The sequence below is a fragment of the Rubrivivax benzoatilyticus JA2 = ATCC BAA-35 genome, assembly GCF_000190375.1.
GTDB lineage: Bacteria > Pseudomonadota > Gammaproteobacteria > Burkholderiales > Burkholderiaceae_C > Rubrivivax > Rubrivivax benzoatilyticus.
The window spans coordinates 1-20,294 of sequence record NZ_AEWG01000073.1; the positions used below are offsets into that span (position 1 = coordinate 1).

15 protein-coding genes and 1 tRNA gene are annotated in these 20,294 nt (G+C 73.4%); 11 read left to right on the top strand and 5 right to left on the bottom strand.

The window, feature by feature from the left end; translation table 11 throughout:
- Positions 1-217 (bottom strand): DUF3391 domain-containing protein (locus tag RBXJA2T_RS07985; RefSeq protein ID WP_009856831.1); only part of this gene is annotated, 217 nt, incomplete at its 3' end.
- A 301-nt stretch (positions 218-518) separates the two neighbouring features.
- Between RBXJA2T_RS07985 and RBXJA2T_RS07990 the strand changes: the two genes are divergently transcribed.
- The 8 genes from RBXJA2T_RS07990 to RBXJA2T_RS08030 all read left to right on the top strand — a co-directional run bounded on the left by RBXJA2T_RS07990 (position 519) and on the right by RBXJA2T_RS08030 (position 13,004).
- Positions 519-1,373 (top strand): AAA family ATPase, encoded by an 855-nt coding sequence (locus RBXJA2T_RS07990; protein WP_009856832.1) that lies wholly within the window; start codon positions 519-521, stop codon positions 1,371-1,373.
- Between the two features lie 13 nt (positions 1,374-1,386).
- A complete protein-coding gene (locus tag RBXJA2T_RS07995) occupies positions 1,387-1,977 on the top strand; it encodes a GNAT family N-acetyltransferase (protein ID WP_009856833.1) in 591 nt (196 codons plus the stop codon).
- Entirely contained in the window at positions 1,974-4,013 is a 2,040-nt protein-coding gene (locus RBXJA2T_RS08000; protein WP_009856834.1) for a S9 family peptidase, read from the top strand. Before RBXJA2T_RS07995 ends, RBXJA2T_RS08000 begins: the two co-directional genes overlap by 4 nt.
- Positions 4,014-4,095: 82 nt before the next feature.
- On the top strand, positions 4,096-5,268 hold the full coding sequence (locus tag RBXJA2T_RS08005; RefSeq protein WP_009856835.1) for a vWA domain-containing protein: 1,173 nt from the start codon (positions 4,096-4,098) through the stop codon (positions 5,266-5,268).
- Positions 5,265-7,319 carry an autotransporter assembly complex protein TamA gene (locus RBXJA2T_RS08010; protein WP_138938815.1) on the top strand — a complete coding sequence of 685 codons (2,055 nt, stop codon included), beginning with the start codon at positions 5,265-5,267 and terminating at the stop codon, positions 7,317-7,319. Before RBXJA2T_RS08005 ends, RBXJA2T_RS08010 begins: the two co-directional genes overlap by 4 nt.
- Before the next feature lie 4 nt (positions 7,320-7,323).
- A complete protein-coding gene (locus RBXJA2T_RS08015; RefSeq protein ID WP_009856837.1) occupies positions 7,324-11,616 on the top strand; it encodes a translocation/assembly module TamB domain-containing protein in 4,293 nt (1,430 codons plus the stop codon).
- Between the two features lie 37 nt (positions 11,617-11,653).
- Positions 11,654-11,728, top strand: a tRNA-Arg gene (locus tag RBXJA2T_RS08020).
- Positions 11,729-12,446: 718 nt separating this feature from the next.
- A complete protein-coding gene (locus tag RBXJA2T_RS08030; protein WP_009856838.1) occupies positions 12,447-13,004 on the top strand; it encodes a DUF4124 domain-containing protein in 558 nt (185 codons plus the stop codon).
- On the opposite strand, the gene RBXJA2T_RS08035 is transcribed toward RBXJA2T_RS08030, so the two are convergent.
- Positions 12,976-13,425: a copper chaperone PCu(A)C gene (locus RBXJA2T_RS08035; RefSeq protein ID WP_009856839.1), complete on the bottom strand. Its 450-nt coding sequence runs from the start codon at positions 13,423-13,425 to the stop codon at positions 12,976-12,978. The two genes, RBXJA2T_RS08030 and RBXJA2T_RS08035, sit on opposite strands and share 29 nt — an antisense overlap.
- A gap of 183 nt (positions 13,426-13,608) precedes the next feature.
- Between RBXJA2T_RS08035 and RBXJA2T_RS08040 the strand changes: the two genes are divergently transcribed.
- The gene (locus RBXJA2T_RS08040; RefSeq protein WP_009856840.1) at positions 13,609-15,195 is read left to right on the top strand and encodes an FAD-dependent oxidoreductase; all 1,587 of its coding nucleotides are present in this window, start codon (positions 13,609-13,611) and stop codon (positions 15,193-15,195) included.
- A gap of 12 nt (positions 15,196-15,207) precedes the next feature.
- Positions 15,208-16,962 carry a thiamine pyrophosphate-binding protein gene (locus RBXJA2T_RS08045; RefSeq protein ID WP_009856841.1) on the top strand — a complete coding sequence of 585 codons (1,755 nt, stop codon included), beginning with the start codon at positions 15,208-15,210 and terminating at the stop codon, positions 16,960-16,962.
- Here RBXJA2T_RS08045 and RBXJA2T_RS08050 read toward each other — a convergent pair whose 3' ends face one another.
- Positions 16,963-17,667, bottom strand: a complete 705-nt coding sequence (locus tag RBXJA2T_RS08050; protein WP_029718705.1) for a Crp/Fnr family transcriptional regulator — start codon at positions 17,665-17,667, stop codon at positions 16,963-16,965.
- 92 nt (positions 17,668-17,759) lie between these two features.
- On the opposite strand from RBXJA2T_RS08050, the gene RBXJA2T_RS08055 reads away from it, so the two are divergent.
- On the top strand, positions 17,760-18,548 hold the full coding sequence (locus RBXJA2T_RS08055; protein WP_009856843.1) for a 5'-methylthioadenosine/adenosylhomocysteine nucleosidase: 789 nt from the start codon (positions 17,760-17,762) through the stop codon (positions 18,546-18,548).
- On the opposite strand, the gene RBXJA2T_RS08060 is transcribed toward RBXJA2T_RS08055, so the two are convergent.
- Together RBXJA2T_RS08060 and RBXJA2T_RS08065 are read right to left on the bottom strand one after the other, a co-directional pair.
- Positions 18,532-19,083, bottom strand: coding sequence for a GNAT family N-acetyltransferase (locus RBXJA2T_RS08060; protein WP_237704865.1), 552 nt, complete (start codon positions 19,081-19,083; stop codon positions 18,532-18,534). The genes RBXJA2T_RS08055 and RBXJA2T_RS08060 overlap by 17 nt on opposite strands.
- A gap of 8 nt (positions 19,084-19,091) precedes the next feature.
- Positions 19,092-20,261 carry an aminotransferase class III-fold pyridoxal phosphate-dependent enzyme gene (locus RBXJA2T_RS08065; RefSeq protein ID WP_009856845.1) on the bottom strand — a complete coding sequence of 390 codons (1,170 nt, stop codon included), beginning with the start codon at positions 20,259-20,261 and terminating at the stop codon, positions 19,092-19,094.
- Positions 20,262-20,294: the final 33 nt, after the last annotated feature.

Genomic DNA, 20,294 nt, shown 5'->3' on the forward strand with positions numbered 1-20,294 from the left:
GGCGCGGGCGGACGTCGACGCCGGCCGGCGCGACGTCCAGGCCGAGCGAGGTGTCGATCCAGCACTCGCGCACGCCACTCTGGTGCGCCTGGGCCAGCGTCTTCGGATCGTCGATGACGAAACGCGTGCGCCAGAACGGATGGTCCATCCACGAGCCCTCGAAGCCGTGCAGATGCATCCCCAGGCGCAGGTCGGAAACGGAAATCTTCTTCAGCATGGACACGCTTGACCGCCCGCGACCGTCCGCCGATGGACGGACGGCACCACAACGGGGCGTCGAATGTGTCGATGATCTGTCACAAATGGCACGGCACGACGCGGATCAGCAGGGCGCGGACGGCACAAATCGGCAGAAGCGGGATTCGGCCACGGTTGCGCGGCCGGGTGCCCGGCGCGGCCGCACGCCGCCGGCCCGGCATGCGGCGCACCCGCTTGACGCCCCGCAAGCCGCCCGGCGCGAGGGCGCCGTATAGGCGCCGCTTATACTGGCCCGCCCCTTCAATCGCCTCGCGGACACGATGAAATTCCAGGGTTCGGACCAGTACGTCGCGACGCAGGACCTGATGCTCGCCGTCAACGCCGCCGTGACGCTGCAGCGGCCGCTGCTGGTCAAGGGCGAACCCGGCACCGGCAAGACGATGCTGGCCGAGGAAGTGGCGCGCGCGCTGGGCCTGCCGCTGCTGCAGTGGCACGTGAAGAGCACCACCAAGGCGCAGCAGGGCCTGTACGAGTACGACGCCGTCAGCCGGCTGCGCGACAGCCAGCTCGCCGGCGAAGAGGAGTCGGCGCGGGTGCGCGACATCCGCAACTACATCGTCAAGGGCGTGCTGTGGCAGGCCTTCACGTCGGAGACGCCGGTGGCGCTGTTGATCGACGAGATCGACAAGGCCGACATCGAGTTCCCGAACGACCTGCTGCGCGAACTCGACCGCATGGAGTTCCACGTCTACGAGACGCGCGAGATGGTGCGTGCGAAGCACCGGCCGCTGGTCTTCATCACCTCGAACAACGAGAAGGAGCTGCCCGACGCCTTCCTGCGCCGCTGCTTCTTCCACTACATCAAGTTCCCGGACGCCGACACGATGCAGCGCATCGTCGAGGTGCACTTCCCCGGCCTCAAGCGCGAGCTGCTGGCCGCGGCGCTGAAGACCTTCTACGACGTGCGCAACCTGCCCGGGCTGAAGAAGAAGCCGTCGACCAGCGAGCTGCTGGACTGGCTGAAGCTGCTCGTCGCCGAGGACATCCCGCCCGAGGCGCTGCACAGCCGCGACGAGCAGGTGGCGGTGCCGCCGCTCGTCGGCGCGCTGCTGAAGAACGAACAGGACGTCTCGCTGTTCGAGAAGCTGGTCTTCATGCAGCGCCACAACCGCTGAGCCCGACGCCCGGATGAGCTGGCCCGAACCCGTCACGCTGCGCGGCCGCCACGCCGTGCTCGTCCCGCTGCAAGCCGAGCACGCGCCCGCCCTGGCCGACGCCGCACGCGACGGCGAGCTCTGGAAGCTCTGGTACACCGCCGTGCCCGCGCCCGAGCGCATGGCCGCCGAGATCGAGCGCCGCCTGGGCCTGCAGGCCGCCGGCAGCATGCTGCCCTTCGCCGTCTTCGACGCCGCCGGCCGCGCCGTCGGCATGACGAGCTACATGCACGTCGACGCCGTCAACCGGCGTGTCGAGATCGGCAGCACCTGGACCGCGCGCTCGGCGCAGCGCACCGGGCTCAACACCGAGTGCAAGAAGATGCTGCTCACGCACGCCTTCGAGCGCCTGGACTGCATCGCCGTCGAGTTCCGCACCCACCGCCTGAACACGCAGAGCCGGCGCGCCATCGAGCGCCTGGGCGCCCAGCTCGACGGCATCCTGCGTGCGCACCAGCGCCTGGCCGACGGCTCGCTGCGCGACACCGCGGTCTACAGCATCACGGCGGCCGAATGGCCGACGATCCGCACCCACCTCGACTGGCTGCTTGCCCAACCCCGATGAAGACCAAGCCGATCACCGTCGACGATCTCTGGAAGCTCGAGCGCATCGGCGCACCCAGCCTGTCGCCCGACGGCGCGCAGGCCGTGGCCGCCGTCACGCGCTACTCGATGGAGGACAACAAGTCCGCCAGCTCGCTGTGGCTGTTCTCGACGCTGGGCGGCGCCGCGCGTGCGCTGACCGCCTGCGGCGACAAGGACGGCCAGCCGAGGTGGAGCCCCAAGGGCGACCTCGTCGCCTTCGTCGCCCGGCGCGAGCAGCAGGGCGAGAAGGACGAGACGGCGCAGCTCTACGTCATCGCGCCCGACGGCGGCGAGGCGCGGCGCGCGGCGACGGTGGCCACCGGCATCGAGGCCTTCCGCTGGTGCCCCGACGGCCGCCGGCTGCTGTTCGTCTCCTGGGTCTGGCCCGACGCGAAAGGCACGAAGGAGCAGGCCAAACGCGCCAAGGCCTTCAAGGAGCGCAAGGAGAGCGGCTACGCGACGAGCGAGGCCCAGTACCGCTACTGGGACCACCAGCTGCCGCTGGGCCGCGTGCCGCACCTGCACCTGCTGGAGCTGGGCCGCGACGGCGCTGCCGCCAAGGTGCGTGACCTGTTCGAGGGCACGCCCTACGAGATCCGCCGCCACGACCCCGACGCCGACTGCTTCGACGTCTCGCCGGACGGCAAGCGCGTGGTCTTCGCCTTCGACCCGGCGCCCGAGAAGCGCATCGACAACCGCTTCGCGCTGGCCGAACTCGAGCTGAAGAGCGGCCGCGTCAGCGTCATCGTGCAGGACGCCGACTGGGACTGCTCGGCGCCGCGCTACAGCCCCGAGGGCGAGCGCATCGCCTTCATCGCCAGCCACCAGGGCCGCAAGCACACGATGCCCGGCCAGGTCGCCGTCTGGTACCGCGACGAGTCGCGCTGGGAAGTGCTGTCCGAGGCCTGGGACCACGACGTGCAGGCGCCGCTGGCCTGGGAGGACGACGGCCAGGCGCTGCTGCTGCGCGCCGAGCAGCGCGGCCGCCAGCACCTGTGGCGCTTCGACCTGCCCGACCGCCGCGCCGAGCTCGTCGTCGAAGGCGGCACGGTGCAAGCCTTCGACAAGGCCGCCGGCACGCTGGTGACGCTGGCCGACAGCGCCACCCACCCGGCGCGGCTGCAGGCCTGCCTGCCGGGCGAGGCGCCGCGGCGCATCGAGACGATCAACGACGCGCTGCTGGCGCGCCTGCAGAGCGGCCGCGTCGAGGAGGTCTGGTTCAAGGGCGCCGCCAGCGTCGAGGGCGGCGAGCCCGACGACGTGCAGATGTGGCTGGTCTACCCGCCGGGTTTCGACGCGAAGAAGAAGTACCCGCTGCTGCACCTGATCCACGGCGGCCCGCACACCGCCTTCGGCGACGCCTGGCACTACCGCTGGAACAGCCAGGTCTTCGCCGCCCAGGGCTACGTCGTCGCCTGCGTCAACTACCACGGCTCGTCGAGCTTCGGCACCGCGTTCCTGGACAGCATCACCCACCGCTGGGGCCAGCTCGAGACCGTCGACGTCGAGGCCGCCACCGACTGGCTGCTGAAGAAACCCTGGGCCGACAAGCGCCGCGTCTTCGCCTCCGGCGGCAGCTACGGCGGCTTCATGGTCGCCTGGATGAACGGCCACGTGCCGGCCGGGCGTTACGCCGCCTACGTCTGCCACGCCGGCTGCTTCGACTGGACGGCGATGTTCGCCGACGACGCCTACACCTGGCACGCCAAGGAGCTGGGCGCCTGGTACTGGGACGACATGGCGCGTGTGCACGCGCAGAGCCCGCACGCCGCCGCTGGCGCGATGGCCACGCCGACGCTGGTGGTGCACGGCGCGCTCGACTACCGCGTGCCCGACGCCCAGGGCCTGGCCTACTACAACACGCTGAAGGCCCGCGGCGTCGACGCCCGGCTGCTGTGGTTCCCGGACGAGAACCACTGGGTGCTGAAGCCGCGCAACTCGAAGCAGTGGTACGGCGAGTTCTTCGGCTGGCTGGAGCGCCACGACCCGGGTCCGGCCAAGACGCGCAAGCGCTGAGCGTTTCATCACGCCGGCCGCGCGCGCCGGCGCGACAATCCGCGCACTGGCCGCCGCACCGGGCACTGGCCGCCTCCCGCCGATGCTGATCAACTTCTTCTACACGCTGCGCGCCGCCAAGCTGCCGGTCTCGGTGAAGGAGTTCCTCACCCTGCTGGAGGCGCTCGAGGCCGGCGTCGTCGACGGCTCGGTCGACGACTTCTACTACCTCGCCCGCGCGACGCTGGTGAAGGACGAGGCGCACTACGACAAGTTCGACCGCGCCTTCGGCGCCTACTTCAAGGGCGTCGAGCTGCTGACCGACTTCACCCGCGACGTGCCGCTGGACTGGCTGCGCAAGACGCTGGAGCTGGAGCTGACGCCCGAGCAGAAGGCGGCCATCGAGAAGATGGGCTGGGACGAGCTGATGCAGACGCTGAAGAAGCGTTTCGAGGAGCAGAAGGAGCGCCACGAAGGCGGCAACCGCTGGATCGGCACCGGCGGCACCAGCCCGTTCGGCGCCTGGGGCTACAACCCGCAGGGCGTGCGCATCGGCCAGGACAAGGGGCGCAACCGCAGCGCGGTGAAGGTCTGGGACCAGCGCGCCTACCAGGACTACGACGACAGCCGCGAGCTCGGCACGCGCACGATCAAGGTCGCGCTGCGCCGGCTGCGGCGCTTCGCGCGCGAAGGCGCGGCCGAGGAGCTGGACCTGGACGCGACGATCCACGGCACCGCGGCCAACGCCGGGCTGCTGGACATCCGCATGGTCCCGGAGCGCCACAACCGCGTGAAGGTGCTGCTGCTGATGGATGTCGGCGGCACGATGGACGAACACGTTCATCGCGTGGAGGAGCTGTTCAGCGCCGCCAAGAGCGAGTTCAAGCACCTCGAGTTCTTCTACTTCCACAACTGCGTCTACGACTTCGTCTGGAAGAACAACCGGCGCCGCTACTCCGAGAAGACGCCCACGTGGGACCTGATCCGCACCTACAACAAGGACTGGAAGCTCGTCTTCGTCGGCGACGCGACGATGAGCCCGTACGAGATCCTGCAGCCCGGAGGCAGCGTCGAATACCAGAACGAGGAGCCCGGCGCCGAGTGGCTGCGCCGGCTGACCGAAGCCTTCCCGCGCTTCGTGTGGATCAACCCCGAGCCGCAGGGCGTCTGGGCCTATCGCCAGAGCATCTCGATCGTGCAGCAGCTGATGAACCAGCGCATGTTCCCGCTGACCCTGTCCGGACTCGAAGGCGCGATGCGGCTGCTGAGCAAATGAGGCGCGTGTTGACGGGCCTGGCGGCGGCCCTGGCCGCCAGCGCCGCGATCGCGGCCGCCGACGCGCCCACCGCTGCGGCCGCCGAGCCGCAGGCGAGCATCGAGGTCGTGGCGCCGGCGGCGCTGAAGGCGCTGCTCGAGCAGCACCTGGACATCGCCCGCGTCGCCACGCTGGCGCCCGGCGTGGCGCTGGACGACAGCGAGTGGGCGCGGCTGATCGACGGCGCGCCGGCCCAGGTGCGCGAGCTGCTGGAGACCGAGGGCTACTTCGACCCGACGGTGATCCTGGTGCGCTCGGTCGGCAACGTCGGCGAGCGCCACGTGCGGCTGGAGCTGCAGCCCGGCCCGCGCACCCGTGTGCAGCGCGTGACGATCGAGGTCGAGGGCGCGCTGGGCGCCGCCGCCGAAGCCGGCGAGCCGCATGCGCGCGAAGCGCTCGAGGACCTGCGCCGCGCCTGGGCGCTGCCGGCCGGCCAGGCTTTCCGCAACCCCGACTGGACGGCCGCCAAGTCGGCCGCGCTGGCGCGGCTGCGCGCCGACGGTTATGCCGGCGCGAGCTGGAAGGCCACCGCCGCCGAGGTCGAGACCGCCGAGCACGGCGTCAGCCTGTATCTGGTGGCCGACAGCGGGCCGCTGTTCCGTTTCGGCGAGCTGGTCGTCGACGGCCTCGTCGTGCACGAACGCGAGACCGTCGAGCACCTGGCCGCGCTGGCGCCGGGCACGCCGCTGACCGAGGCCGTGCTGCTGGACTACCAGGAGCGGCTGCAGAAGGCCGGGCTCTTCGACAGCGCCGCGGTCACGCTGGACCCGGACGTCTCGCGCGCCGGGCAGGCCCGCGTGCTGGTGCACGTGAAGGAGGCGCCGCTGCAGGTCTACACCTTCGGCGTCGGCATCAGCGCCAACACCGGGCCGCGGGCCTCGCTGGAACACGCCTACCGGCGTGTCTTCGGTTATGCGCTGTCGGCCAGCAACACCTTCTCGCTGGCCCAGAAGAAGCAGACCTACGCGGGCGAGGTCAGCACCCACCCCGGCGAGAACCTGTACCGCGAGCTGGTCGGCGGCGCCGTCGACCGCGAGGAAGGCGACGAGGACGTCGTGCTCGCGCAGCGCGTGCGCCTGGGCCGCACCAAGGACACGCAGCGCCTGGAGCGGCTGGTCTTCGTCGAGGCCGAACGTTCGGCACGCTGGACGACGACCGGCCAGCGCATCCACACCAACACCATCGCCTACTCGCTGAACCACCACGGCGTCTGGCGCGAGCTCGACAGCGTCGTGCTGCCGACCGAAGGTTTTTCGGTGTCGCTGCAGACCGGCGTCGGCCACGCCCACGGCAGCGCCGGCGACAGCGGCCCGTTCTCGCGGCTGTACGGCCGCTTCACCGGCTACCTGCCGATCGGCCGCGCCTGGTACGGCAGCGCGCGGCTGGAGCTGGGCCAGGTCGTCAAGCGCGACGCCGTCGCGGTGCCCGACTCGCAGCTGTTCCGTGCCGGCGGCGACGACTCGGTGCGCGGCTACGCCTACCGCAGCCTGACGCCGACCGAAAACGGCGCCGAGGCCGGCGGCACCTCGCTGATGACCGCCAGCCTGGAGCTGGCGCGGCCGATCTCGGCCTCGATGCCCTCGGTCTGGGGCGCGGTCTTCGTCGACGCCGGCCGCGCCGCCAACGGCTTCTCCAACCTCAGCCCGGCGATCGGCACCGGCATCGGCGTGCGCTGGCGCAGCCCCGTCGGGCCGCTGAAGGCCGACCTGGCCTGGGGGGCAGGAGACGCACTCGGTGCGGCTGCACTTCAGCGTGGGCATAGCGTATTGATGGTGCCCCCGAGCTCGCTTTCGCTCGCTACCCCCCGAGGGGGCCTCGCCCGGACATGGACCGTCCGGTGGACGGGCCATGCCTGGCGAGGGGCCGGGCCACGGGCCCGGCGCGGCCTGCAAGGCCGTTCGCCTACGGACCGGCGGAGCCGGATCCGTGGCTCTGGCTTGATCGCGTGGCGCTTGCTCGTGAGCGTGGGCTCGCTGACCGCCACCTTCGAGCAGGGGGCGCGGGATGACTGATCCGGTGCCGAGCCAGTCTGACGGCGCGCCGGCCACGCCTGTGCGCCAGCGCCGCTGGTGGCCCTGGCTGGTCGCGGTGCCGGTGGTGCTGGCGGCGGGGGCGGTGGGCAGTGTCTGGGGGCTGCTGCACAGCGACGCGGGCACGCGGTGGCTGGGCACGCGGCTGCCGTTCGTCACCGCCGAAGGCACGCGCGGGGCGCTGTTCGACGACGTGTTCGAGGCCGACCGCGTCGTCGTGCGCTGGGACCTGGGGCGGCAGTCGGTGACGGTGACCGGGTTCCGCGGCGAAGGGCTGCGCTGGTCGTGGCGGCCGCATGCACGCGCCTGGTTCGGCATCGACGCGACGAAGGCCGTCGCGCGCGAGGTCATCGTCGACACCGGGCCACCCAGCGGCCACGGCGCGCATCTGCCCTCGGGCATCGGCATCCCGCTGCAGATCCGCGCCGACCGCGCCGAACTCGAGACGCTGGACGTCGACGGCTTCCAGCTGCACCGGCTGCGCGCGCGCGCCTGGGTCGGCGAACAGAACCTGCTGTACCGCGTCGAGGACGCCGAGCTCGACTGGGGCAAGGTGCGGCTGGCCGGCCACGCCCAGCTCGGTTTCGATGCGCCGTTCGCGCTCGGCGGCCAGGCCGAGGCGCGGCCGATCGACGCCACCACGCCGCTGGACGCGACGATCCGCGCCAGCGGCACGCTGGACCGCATCGTGCTCGCCGGCACGCTGCGCGGCACGCCGCAGCCGGGCAAGGCGACGCCGTCGGCCGAGGTCTCGACGACGCTGCTGCCGTTCGCACCCTGGGTGCTGGCGCAGCTCGACGCGAAGACGACGGCGCTGGACTTCGGCGCCTTCGTCGCTGGCGCCCCGGAAACGCGGCTCAGCGGCCACGCCAGGCTCGACGCCCCGCCGGCCGGAGAACGCCCGATGCGGGTCGACGTCGCGCTGGACAACGCCCTGCCCGGCCGCTGGGACGCCGGCCGGCTGCCGCTGGCGCGCATCGAGATCGACCTGCAGGGCCGCAGCGCCGAGCACCGGCAGGTCGACGTGCGCCGCCTGGCGCTGCAGCTTGCCGCCGACGGCCGGCCCGCGGGCCGCTGGAGCGCCACCGGCCGCTGGGACGGCCATGCGCTGGCTCTCGACTCGCAGCTCGACGGTGTCGCGCCGCAGCGGCTGGACCGGCGCGCGCCGGCGATGACGGTGTCCGGCCCGCTGGCGCTGGAGCTTGGCGGGCTGCCGTCGCCGGACGACTGGGCGGCGCCGCTGCCGGCCTGGTCGGCGGCGCTGCGCACCCGGCTCGACGGCCGCGTCGACGGTGCCTCGCAGCCGGTGCGGCTGCGGCTGGACGGCCGCGCCGACCCCGGCCGCATCGAGCTGAAGGAGCTTGACGCCAGCGCCGGTGACGCCGTCGCGCGGCTGGCGCTGGACGCCCGCCGCGGCGACGCCGGCTGGCAGCTCGCGACACGCGGCACGCTCGCCGGCTTCGACCCGGTGCCGTGGTGGCCGGGCGAGCCCGGTTCGGCCTGGCGCCAGGGGCCGCACCGCGTCAGCGGACGCTGGGAACTCGAACTCTCGCTGCCGCCCGAGCCGCTGGCGCTGCCGGCCCCGGCGCTGCTGCAACGCACTGCCGGCCACGGCACACTGAAGATCGCCGACACCGTGCTGGCCGGCGTGCCGGTGACGCTGGACCTGGCGCTGGAGCAGGCCGGCGGGCGTGGCGGCACGAGCCGCGTGCGGCTGGAAGCCGGCGCAGCGGGCAACCGCCTGTCGGCCAGCGGCGAGGGCCGCCCGGCGGGCAACGGCGGCGACGACCGCTGGACGCTGGCGCTCGACGCCGGCTCGCTGCAGACGCTGGCGCCGCTGGCGCGGCTGCTGCCGGGCGGCGCCGCGTTCGCGCCGCAGTCGGGCAGCGCGCGCGGTGAACTCGTCGCCACCGGGCGCTGGCCCGACCTGTCGACGCAGGGCCGGCTGACGCTGGCGCGTTTCGCGTCGCACGAACTCGAGGTCGCAGACGCCAGCGCCGACTGGCGTCTGTCCACCGGCGGCCTGGCGCAGCAGCCGCTGGAGCTGCAGGCCGACGTCGCCGGGCTGCGCTGGGGCCGCCAGAGCGCGCGCCAGCTGCGCGCCGAGCTGCGCGGCACCTGGCAGGAGCACCACCTGCTGGTGGCCGGCGCGCTGCCGCTGGTGCCGCCGCCGCTGCTGGAACGCTGGTTCGGGCTGCGCACGATGTCGGGCACCCGCGCCCAGCTGCAGGCCACCGGCGCCTGGACGGCCAGCGCCGGCGGCGGCGGCCGCTGGGCCGGGCGCATCGAACGCCTGGGTGTCGGCACCTGGGACGGCGGCGCCATCGCGCCGCCCGGCAGCGACTGGCGCAGCGACTGGATCGACGCCCGCGACCTCGGCGCCGAACTGCAGTTCGGCCGCGGCGGCACGCTCGAGCGGCTGCAGGCCGCACCCGGGCGCATCCGCTTCGCGCGTGCCGTCGACCTGCGCTGGGACGCCGTGCAGGCCGACTGGGCCGCCGGCGCGGCGCCGCGTTTCGCGCTGCGCATGGACGTCGCGCCGGTGGCCGTGGCGCCGCTGCTCGAACGCGTGCAGCCGACGATGGGCTGGGGCGGCGACCTGCGCGCCGGGGCCCACGTCGACATCCGCGCCGGCGAACGTTTCGACGCCGAGGTGGTGCTCGAACGCAGCGACGGCGACCTGACGATCACCGACGAGAACGGCACCCAGGCGCTGGGCCTGAGCGCGGCCCGGCTGGGCCTGGCGGCGCACGACGGCCAGTGGTACTTCACCCAGGCGCTGGCCGGCGGCAACATCGGCCGCATGGCCGCGGCGCTGGGCGTGCGCACCTCGCCGGCCAGCCGCTGGCCCGAGGCCGACGCGCCGCTGGACGGCGTGCTCGACGTGGAGGTCGCCAACCTGGGTGTCTGGGCGGCCTGGGTGCCGCCGGGCTGGCGCCTGTCGGGGCGGCTGCACAGCAACGCGACGATCGGCGGGCGCTTCGGCGCGCCCGAGTACACCGGCGTCATCGAAGGCCGCGACCTGGGCGTGCGCAACCTGCTGCAGGGCGTCAACGTCGGCCCCGGCACGGTGGCGATCCGGCTGGAAGGCACCGACGCGCGCATCGAGACCTTCCGCTTCAAGGGCGGCGACGGCCAGCTCGAGCTGAGCGGCGGCGCCGCCTTCGGCGAGACGCCGAACGCACGGCTGAAGGCCGTGGCCGAACGCTTCCGCGTGCTCGGCCGCATCGACCGCCAGCTCACCGGCAGCGGCAGCGCCACGCTGACGCTGGACGCGCAGCGGCTGGCGCTGGACGGCCGCGTGCAGGTCGACGAAGGGTTGTTCGACGCCACGCGCGCCGACGCGCCGTCGCTGGACGCCGACGTCACCGTGCGCCGCCCCGGCGACGCGCCCGCGGCCCCGGAGGACGAGGCGCTGCCGCGCACGCGCCGCGACGTCGACATCACGCTGGACGTCGACCTGGGCCGCCAGCTGCGCGTGCGCGGGCGCGGCCTGGACACCGAGCTGCGCGGCCAGCTGCGGCTGACGACGCCCGGCGGCCGCCTGGCCGTCAACGGCAACGTCGCCACCGAGAACGGCACCTACGCCGCCTACGGCCAGAAGCTGGACATCGACCGCGGCATCGTCGCGTTCGCCGGCCCGCCCGACAACCCGCGGCTGGACATCCTGGCGCTGCGCCAGAACACCGACGTGCAGGTCGGCGTGCTGATCACCGGCACGGCGCAGAGCCCGCGCGCGCGGCTGTACTCCGAGACCGAGATGACCGACACCGAGCGCCTGTCCTGGCTGGTGCTCGGCCGTGCCTCCGACGGCCTGGGCCGCGCCGACGCCGCGCTGCTGCAGCGCGCCGCCGTCGCGCTGATGGCCGGCGAAGGCGAGGCGCCGACCGACGCGCTGATGCGCAACCTGGGCATCGACGAGCTGAGCGTGCACCAGAGCGAGACCGCCGGCAGCACCGCCGGCGGCGAGGTGCGCGACACCGTCATCTCGCTGGGCAAGCAGCTGTCGCGGCGCTGGTACGTCGGCTACGAACGCGGCGTCAACGCCACCACCGGCACCTGGCAGCTGGTCTACCGCATCGCCCAGCGCTTCACGCTGCGCGCGCAGAGCGGCGCCGACAACGCGCTCGACCTGATCTGGGTCTGGCGCCTGGACGACGAGCAGCTGCCCGGCACGCGGCCGCTGATCGGCGCCGGCCGCCGCCTCGGCCAGGCCACCGGGCTGGTGGCGCCGGCGGCTTCAGCGCCTTCATCGCCCGCGGCGTCGGCGCCGCGCTGAACCCGGTGGCCGGCGGTGGCAGAATCGCCCCCGCCGCGCCGCCGTAGTTCAATGGATAGAACGGGGACCTCCTAAGTCTCAGATGCAGGTTCGATTCCTGCCGGGGGCGCCAGCCGATGACGGTGCACGCCGTCGAACAGCTCGGCCCGCCAGCTCGCATCGCTCCACGACAGCTCGATGCGCGCCTTGTCCGGCAGCCGCCACCAGTAGATCCACTGGCCACGATCGCAGTCGATGCTGTCGGTGGGCCGGCCGATCGCGTGTTCGATGCGCTCCAGCGTCCAGCCGTCCAGCGGCTGGGTCTCGAAGAAGTGGCGCAGCAGGTCCGGCGGCGCACGCGGCGGCATGTGGTCGACGATGACGCCCTGGGCGTCGCACTCCAGGTACATCGGGTCTTCGGGCGCGTCCCAGGTGTAGCGTGTTCGGCCGGACGACCCGCCCGAAATCGATGCCGCGCGCCGCAGCGGCTCCGGCAGGTCGACGTAGCGCAGGCCGCGGTAGTAGCCGTTGGCTTCCATCAGCTGGCGGCGCGTGCGCCGCGCCGGCCTCCTGAGACGCTCATTGAGCCAAGCGGCCACCGTGACGATCGCGCTGACGGCATTGATCAGCAGGGCCAGCATCAGCACGGCGGCCAGGACGAAGGCGAAGAGTTTCGCCAGGAAGATCAGGCAGCTCATCGCCTCGATTGGCGCGCGGCCACGCGGCAGCCGCCATCGCTCCGCCGGCCGCCCCCGCTTTCAGGGGACGGCATCCCCCGGCGGGCCGTCACGCCGCGCCACGGCGGGTCGAATGGCGTCGCTTGCGGCCGACAATCCATCCCGAGGAGGACGATGACGATGCGACACGGCATCACGGCCATCGTGGCGCTGCTGGCCGGCGCCGCATCGGCCCAGACCGTCTACCGCTGCGAAGGTCCGGGGGGCCAGACGGTGTTCCAGCAGCAGCCCTGCGCCAACGGCGGCCGCGCCGTCGATGCCAGGCCGGCGAACTCGCCGATGTCGACCGACCCCGACGTCGCGCGCCGTCTGGCGCGCGAGCGCGAGGGCACGATGACCGAGGACGAGATGTTCCAGCGCTTCGGCCAGCCGGTGCTGACGAACACCGACCGCTTCGGCAACAGCGTCTCGCGCCAGCACATCTACCGTTATGCCGACGGCAGCTCGCGCTACGTCTACACGCGTGACGGCATCGTCGTCGGCATGCAGGAGCGCCCGGCCGAAGCGCCGGCGCCGGGCTACGTCAGGCCGGTCGGCAACGGCACCGAGCCCTGCTACAGCGAACAGCAGATCCGCGCCGAACGGGTCTCGGCGAGTTCGATCACCTTGAGCGAGCGCCAGCGCCAGGAGCGCGAACGCCGCATCAGCGAGATGGAACGCTGCCGGCGCTGAGGCCCGCCATCGGCCCCGGAGTGCGGCCACGGGCCCCGAAGTGGCGCACGAAACGCCGCCCGCCACCGTCCTCGAAGACCAGCGACACCGGGATGACGTCGCCATCGCGCACCTGCCAGCGCAGGCCGTCCAGGCGCAGCCGCGGGCCGCCGGGCGCGAGCGCCGTCGTGCGCCCCGCCGGCAGCCGCAGCACGCCGCCGAGCGCCAGCACGCGCACCTCGGCCGCCCAGGGCGAGCGCGCGGCGACCAGGCGCAGCGGCGCGTCGGGCGTGATCGCCACATAGGCCTCGCTCTCGGTCTCTGCCGGGCCGCTGACGCGCGCCCAGCCGTCATCGAGCCGGACGGCCGGCGGCTCGGCGGCGCACGCGGCCGAGGCCGTCACCAGGGCAGCCGTCGCGGCCAGCGTCTTCAGCGTGTTCATCGTCAGGAGTCCTCGCAATGCTGATGCTGCGCAGGCCCCGGCGGCCACGCTTGACGCGCCGCAGCCGGCCCCGGGCGCTTCAGCCGCCCTTAAGCCGGGCCCGGGAAACCCCTGCCCGCCCCGTTCCCGCCGTGTCGTCCTTTGGACAGACGCCACCGCCGCCGCACCGCAGACTGCGGGCCGATGTCCTCCTCCCGCTGCCTCGTCGTCGGCGCCGGCCCTGCCGGGCTGGCCACCGCGCTCGGCCTGCTCGACGCCGGCCACGCCGTCACGCTGCTCGAACGTGCCGCCGCGCCCGGCGGGCTGGGGCTGCACGCCTTCGGCGGCATGGCGCTCTGCGGCACGCCGCTGCAGCGCCGCAGCGGCATCCCCGACGGCCCGGCGGTGGCGCTGGCCGACTGGCTGTCCTTCGCCGGCTTCGCGCCCGAGGACGAATGGCCACGGCGCTGGGCCGAGCACTACGTCGAACGCTGCGTGCCCGAGGTCTACGAGGCGCTGCGCGCGCGTGGCCTGCGTTTCATCCCGGCGGTGCAGTGGGTCGAACGCGGCTGGGCGACACCCGGCAACAGCCTGCCGCGTTACCACGTGCTCTGGGGCACGGCGCGCCACCTCGTCAACAGCCAGCTCGCGGCGCTGCGCGAGCATCGCCACGCGGCGCGGCTGGACTGGCGGCTGCAGCACCGCGTCGACGACTTCGAGCACACCGACGGCCGCATCACCGGCGTGCGCGGCGTCGACGAGAACACCGGCCGCGAGTTCCGCTTCGACGCCGATGCGGTCGTCGTCGCCGCCGGCGGCCTGACCGGCGACCTGGCGCGTGTGCGTGCGTTGTGGTCCGCCGGCCCGGCGCCGGCCGAGCTGCTGAACGGCTCGCACCCGCATGCCGACGGCCGGCTGCACGACGCCGCGGCGCGCCACGGTGCGCGCCTCGCGCACCTGGACCGCATGTGGCACTACGCCGCCGGCGTCGCCCATCCGAACCCGCAGTTCGACGGCCACGGCCTGAGCCTGATCCCGACGCGCTCGGCGCTGTGGCTGGGCCCGGACGGCCGGCGCATCGGCCCCGAGCCTTTCGTCACCGGCTACGACACCGCGGCGATGGTCGAACGTGTCGCGCGCGAGCGCTGGCCCTGGACCTGGCAACTGCTGAACCGCCGCATCGCCGACAAGGAACTGGCCGCCTCGGGCGCCGAACACAACCCGCAGATCCGCGAACGCCGCGTGCTCGGCTTCGTGCGCCAGCTGCTGCGTGGCCAGCCCGAGCTGGTCGACGAGCTGCTCGCACGCTGCCCGGACGTCGTGCAGGGCGCGACGCTGGACGAGCTGGCGCGGCGCATGAACGCATTGACCGGCGATGGGCGCATCACCGCCGCGACGCTGCAAGCCCAGATCGCGCCCTACGACGCCCAGATCACACGTGGCCCGGCGCTGCACGACGACGACCAGCTGCGCCGCATCGAGCACCTGCGGCGCTGGCGCGGCGACCGCGTGCGCACCTGCCGCTACCAGCGCATCCTCGACCCCGCGGCCGGGCCGCTGATCGCCATCCGCTGCCGGCTGCTGACGCGCAAGTCGATGGGCGGGCTGCAGACCGATCTGTCCAGCCGCGTGCTGGACACGAAGGGCACCCCGATCGCCGGGCTGTACGCGGTCGGCGAAGCCGCGGGTTTCGGCGGCGGCAACGCCAGCGGGCGCAAGTCGCTCGAAGGCACTTTCCTGCCCGGCTGCCTGCTGACCGCCAACGCCGCCGTGCGCCACCTCGGCACCTGAAAGGAGAGCACGATGAAGAAGACCGCCGCCGAACTGGTGCGCCACGCGCTGGAGCAGCTGGGCGTGCGCCACACCTTCGGCATCCCCGGCGTGCACAACACCGAGACCTACGACGCGCTCGCGGGCTCGGCCGTCGTCACGCCGATCCGCGTCACGCACGAAGGCAACGCCGCCTTCATGGCCGACGCGGTGAGCCGCACCAACGACCATGTCGGCGCGCTGCTGATCGTGCCGGCCGCCGGCACCGCGCTGGCGATGGCCGGCATCGGCGAGGCGTATCTGGACGGCATCGCTATGCTGGTGATCTCCGGCGGCACGCACGGCGGCCACGGTTTCCGCTACCAGCTGCACGAGCTGGACCAGCTCGCCTGGGTGAAGCCGGTGACCAAGGGCGCCTGGCGCGTCACGCGCCACCGCGACGTCGTGCCGACGCTGTACGAAGCCTGGCGCACCGCGACACGCGGCGAGCCCGGCCCGGTCTTCGTCGAGATCCCGGTCGACCTGCAGATGCTGCCCGGCGAGGTCGACGAGTTGCCGGCCTTCGTGCCCGACGCGCCGCCGGCCGCACCCGACGACGCGCTGATCGAACGTGCCGCGCGTGCGCTGCTGGCCGCCGAACGCCCGGGGCTCTTCGTCGGCTGGGGCGCGGTCGACGCCGGCGACGCGGTGGCGCGCATCGCCGAGGCGCTGGGCGCGCCGGTGGCGACGACGCTGCAAGGGCTGAGCGCCTTCCCCGGCACGCACCGGCTGCACGCCGGCATGGGCATCGGCCCGGCGGCGGTGCCGGCGGCCGAGCAGGCGTTTGCCGACTGCGACGTGCTGCTGGCCGTCGGCACGCGTTTCGGCGAGATCGCCACCGGCAGCTACGGCCTGCGCGCGACCTGGAAGCTCGTGCACGTCGACATCAACCCGGAAGTCTTCGGCGCCAACTACCCGGCCGAGATCACGATCGAAGGCGACGCGCGCCAGGTGCTGCCGGCGCTGGCGGCGAAGATCGCCGCGCTGGGCGCCGAGGTTGCGGCCAAGCGCGCGGCACGCGCCGAGTCGGTGGCCGCGCGCATCGCCGCGGCCAAGCAGGCCTACCGCGCCGAATGGCTGGCGCACGACGGCGGCGGGCGCGTCAACCCGCAGCGTTTCTTCGACGCCTTGCGCGCCACGCTGCCGGACGACGGCTTCGTCGTCACCGACGACGGCAACCACACCTTCCTGACCGCCGAACTCTTCCAGAGCCGGCGCGCGCGCCACCTCGTCACGCCGACCGACTTCAACTGCATGGGCTACGGCGTGCCGGCGGCGGTGGCGATCCAGCTGACGCACCCGCAGCAGCCGGTGGTCGCCGTCGTCGGCGACGGCGCCTTCCTGATGACCGGCATCGAGCTCAGCACCGCCGCCGAACACGGCCTGGGTGTCGTCGTCTGCGTCTTCAACGACGGCGAGCTGTCGCAGATCTCGCAGGCCCAGCAACTGCCCTACAACCGCAAGGCTTGCACCGTGCTGCCCGAGATCCGCATCGAAGGCATCGCGATGGCCGCGGGTGCCGCCTATCTGCGCATGAACACCGATGCCGACATCGAACGGGTGCTGCAGGCCGCCCACGAGCAGGCCGCCGCCGGCCGGCCGGTGGTCGTCGACGTGCACGTCGACTATTCGAAGCCGACGCGTTTCACGCGCGGCATCGTCAAGACCAACCTGGCGCGCATGAGTGTCGGCAACAAGCTGCGGCTGGTGGCGCGTGCCGCCTGGCGGCGCGTCGTCGCGCCGGCCTGATCAGCGCACCGCGAGCAGGCGTTCGGGGTCGACGATCTCGATCGTCGCGCGGCCGCGGCGGATGGCGCCGGCGGCCTCCAGCTCCTTCAGCGCCTGGTTCACCGTCTGGCGCGACAGCGCCAGCATCTGGCCCAGCTGCTCCTGCAAGACCTCGAGCACACGTTTGCTGCGGCCCTCCCAGGCGCCGTAACCGCCGGCCATCGCCGCCAGCCGGCGCGCCAGCCGCGGCGTCGGCGGCAACAGCGCCAGCTCCTCGACGGCGGCGAAGGTCAGGCGCAGCTTGTTCGTCAGCAGCCGGCCGAAGCTCTGCCAGTGCTGCGGGCGCGCGGCCAGCAGCCGGGTCAGATCGTCCTGGGCCACGCGCAGCAGCGTGCAGTCGCTCTCGGCCCAGGCGTCGTGGGTACGCGGCGCGCCGTCGAACAGCGCGATCTCGCCGAACCACTGCGGCGGCTCCAGCATCGCCAGCAGCGACTCGCGCGCGCCGTCGCCCACGGCACCGACGGCGCCGATGCGCACGACGCCGCGCACCACCGCGTACAGCCCGTCGGGTGCGTCGCCGCGTGCGAACAGCCGCGTGCCGGCGTCCAGCACCAGCACCCGGGCGTGCGCCAGCAGGTGATCGGCCAGGTCGTCGGGCAGCGCGGCGAACCAGGCCCCGGCGCGCAGCGTCGGCGCCCAGTCGGCGGCGGGGGTGGGCTCGGGCATCGTCGGAGCACGGTACACGAGGCGGCGCGCGGCGCCGGGCGCGTGCGCGACATCCGGGGACAATCGGCGCCCCGCCTCCTGCCCCGACGACGATGTCCGACTCCCCTGCCCCGATCGGCCTGGTCGCTGCGCTGCAGCGTGAACTGCGGGACCTGCTCGCCGCGATGCCCGACGCGCGGCGGCGCACGATCGGCGGCCGCGAGTTCTGGCACGGCACGCTCGAAGGCCACGAGGTCGTCGCGGTGCAGTCGCGTGTCGGCAAGGTGGCCGCGGCGGCGACGACCGCGGCGCTGCTGTCGCACTACCGCGTCGGCGCCGTCGTGCTGACCGGCATCGCCGGCGGGCTGGCGCCGGGCGTCGCGGTCGGCGACGTCGTCGTCTCGGCCGAGCTGCTGCAGCACGACCTGGACGGCTCGCCGTTCTTCCCACGCTGGGAGGTGCCGCTGACCGGCGTCTCGCGTTTCCCGGCCGACACCGTGCTGGCCGAACGTGCCGCCGCCGCCGCACGCGCGGCGCTGGCCGACCCGCTGGCGCTGTTCGGCGAGGCGCTGGTGCAGGAGTTCTCGCTGCACGCGCCGACGGTGCACACCGGCCTCATCGTCAGCGGCGACCGTTTCGTGCGCACGCGCGAAGACCGCGACACGCTCTGCGCCGCCTTGCCCGACGCGCTGGCCGTCGAGATGGAAGGCGCGGCCGTCGCCCAGGTCTGCCACGAATGGGGCCTGCCCTTCGTCGCGATCCGCGCGATCTCCGACCGCGCCGACGACGCCGCGCACGGCGACTTCAGACGTTTCCTGTCCGCCGTCTGCGCGCACTACGGCGCGGCGGTCGTGCGGCGGCTGCTGGCCGATCTGCCCCGGACGTTCAGGGCGCCAGCCTAGACGGCGCGACCCGCCCGAACAGCAGCACGTCTTCGTAGACGCCGCCGATCTGGAGGTGGCACACCAGGCAGCCCTCGGGCCGCAGCCCGGCTTTCTGCAGCACCCGCGCCGAGGCCGGGTTGCGCGCCAGGCAGCGGCCAGCGAAACGCGTCAGCCCCAGTTCGTTCTCAGCGAAGTCGAGCAGCGCACGTGTCGCCTCGGTGGCGTGGCCCTGGCCCCAGTGCTCGTGGCCAATCCAGTAGCCGACCTCGGCGTGCGCGTGCGCGGCACTGACGTTCAGCAGCGCGATCGCGCCGAGCAGCACGCCGTCGCGGCGGCGTTCGATCGCGTAGGTGATCTCGCGCCCGGCCAGCCAGCCGAACGGGTGCGTCGTGATCCAGGCCGCGGCAGCACCGTCGGGATACGGGTGCGGGATCGCCAGCGTCATCTCGGCGACACGCCGGTCGCCGGCCAGACGCTGCACCTCGGGTGCGTCGCCGGCGATGAACGGCCGCAGCCGCAGGTGGCGGGCTTCGATGACGGGCTGGAGCGGCATCGTGGTGCTCATCGCGGGGCTCCCGGTTCGGCGTCGAGCGCACGGCCGATCTCGCGCACCAGCGTGTCGACCATCGCCTTCGTCACGGTCAGCGGCGGCATGAAACGCAGGCTGGCACCACGCTGGCCGACAACCTGGCCACGCTCGAACAGCCGGCGTGCGACCCGCTGCGCCAGCGCCTCGTCGGCCAGTTGCAGCGCCAGCATCAGCCCGCGGCCGCGCACGTCCAGCACCTGCTGCGGCCGGCGCTGCTGCAGCGCGGCCAGCCGGGCGGCGAAGTGTTCGCCGACGGCCGCGCCGCGTGCCACCCAGTCGCCGGCTTCCAGCGCCTCGATGACGGCCAGGGCCGCGGCGCAGCCGCCGGGGTCGTTCTGGTGCGACTGGGCATAACGCAGCAGCTGCGCGTCCAGCGCCGCGGCCACCGCGGCGTCGACGGTCAGCGCGCTGACCGGGTAGCCGTTGCCCAGCGCCTTGCCGCAGGCCACGAGCTGCGGCACCAGGCCATAGTGCTGGTAACCGAACCAGCGCCCGGTGCGGCCGAAGCCGGTCGTCACCTCGTTGCAGACGATGCAGGCGCCGGCGCGGCGTGCGGCCTCCACGGCGCGGGCGACGAAGTCCTCGCGCGGGAAACGCACCACCTCCAGCGAGGCGCCGCCGACCTCCAGCACCAGCGCCGCCGCCTCGTGCCAGGGCACGGCGTCGAGGGCAGCCAGGTCGTCGCAGCGCAGGTCGATGCGACGCTCGTTGTCGGCCGCCAGGCGGCCGAAGCCGAAGGCCGCCAGATAGCTGCTGTCCAGGCGCACGAAACGCCGCCGGCCCGACAGGTGCATCGCGATCTGCAGCCCCAGGTTGACGGCTTCCGAGCCCGAAGACAGGAAGACGCTGCGCCCGCCCGGCAGGCCGTGCAGCCGCGCCAGCCGTGCGGCCAGCGCCTCGGCTTCGGCGCTGCGGAAGGCGTAGCCCTGGTGCATCACGGCGTTCAGCGACCGCCGGATCGCCCGGTTCACCGCCGGGTGCGCATGGCCGAGGTTGGCGGCCCAGACGCCGGACTCGAAATCGACGTAAGGCCGGCCCTGCGCGTCGACGAGGCGGCAGCCGCGGGCGCGCGCCAGCACCCGCTCGGGCTGGCCGTACAGCGGCAGGATGCCGTGGGCGCGGTCGTCGGGCTCGCAGATCATCGGGCTATTCTCCCGCCCGCACGAATGCCGAAC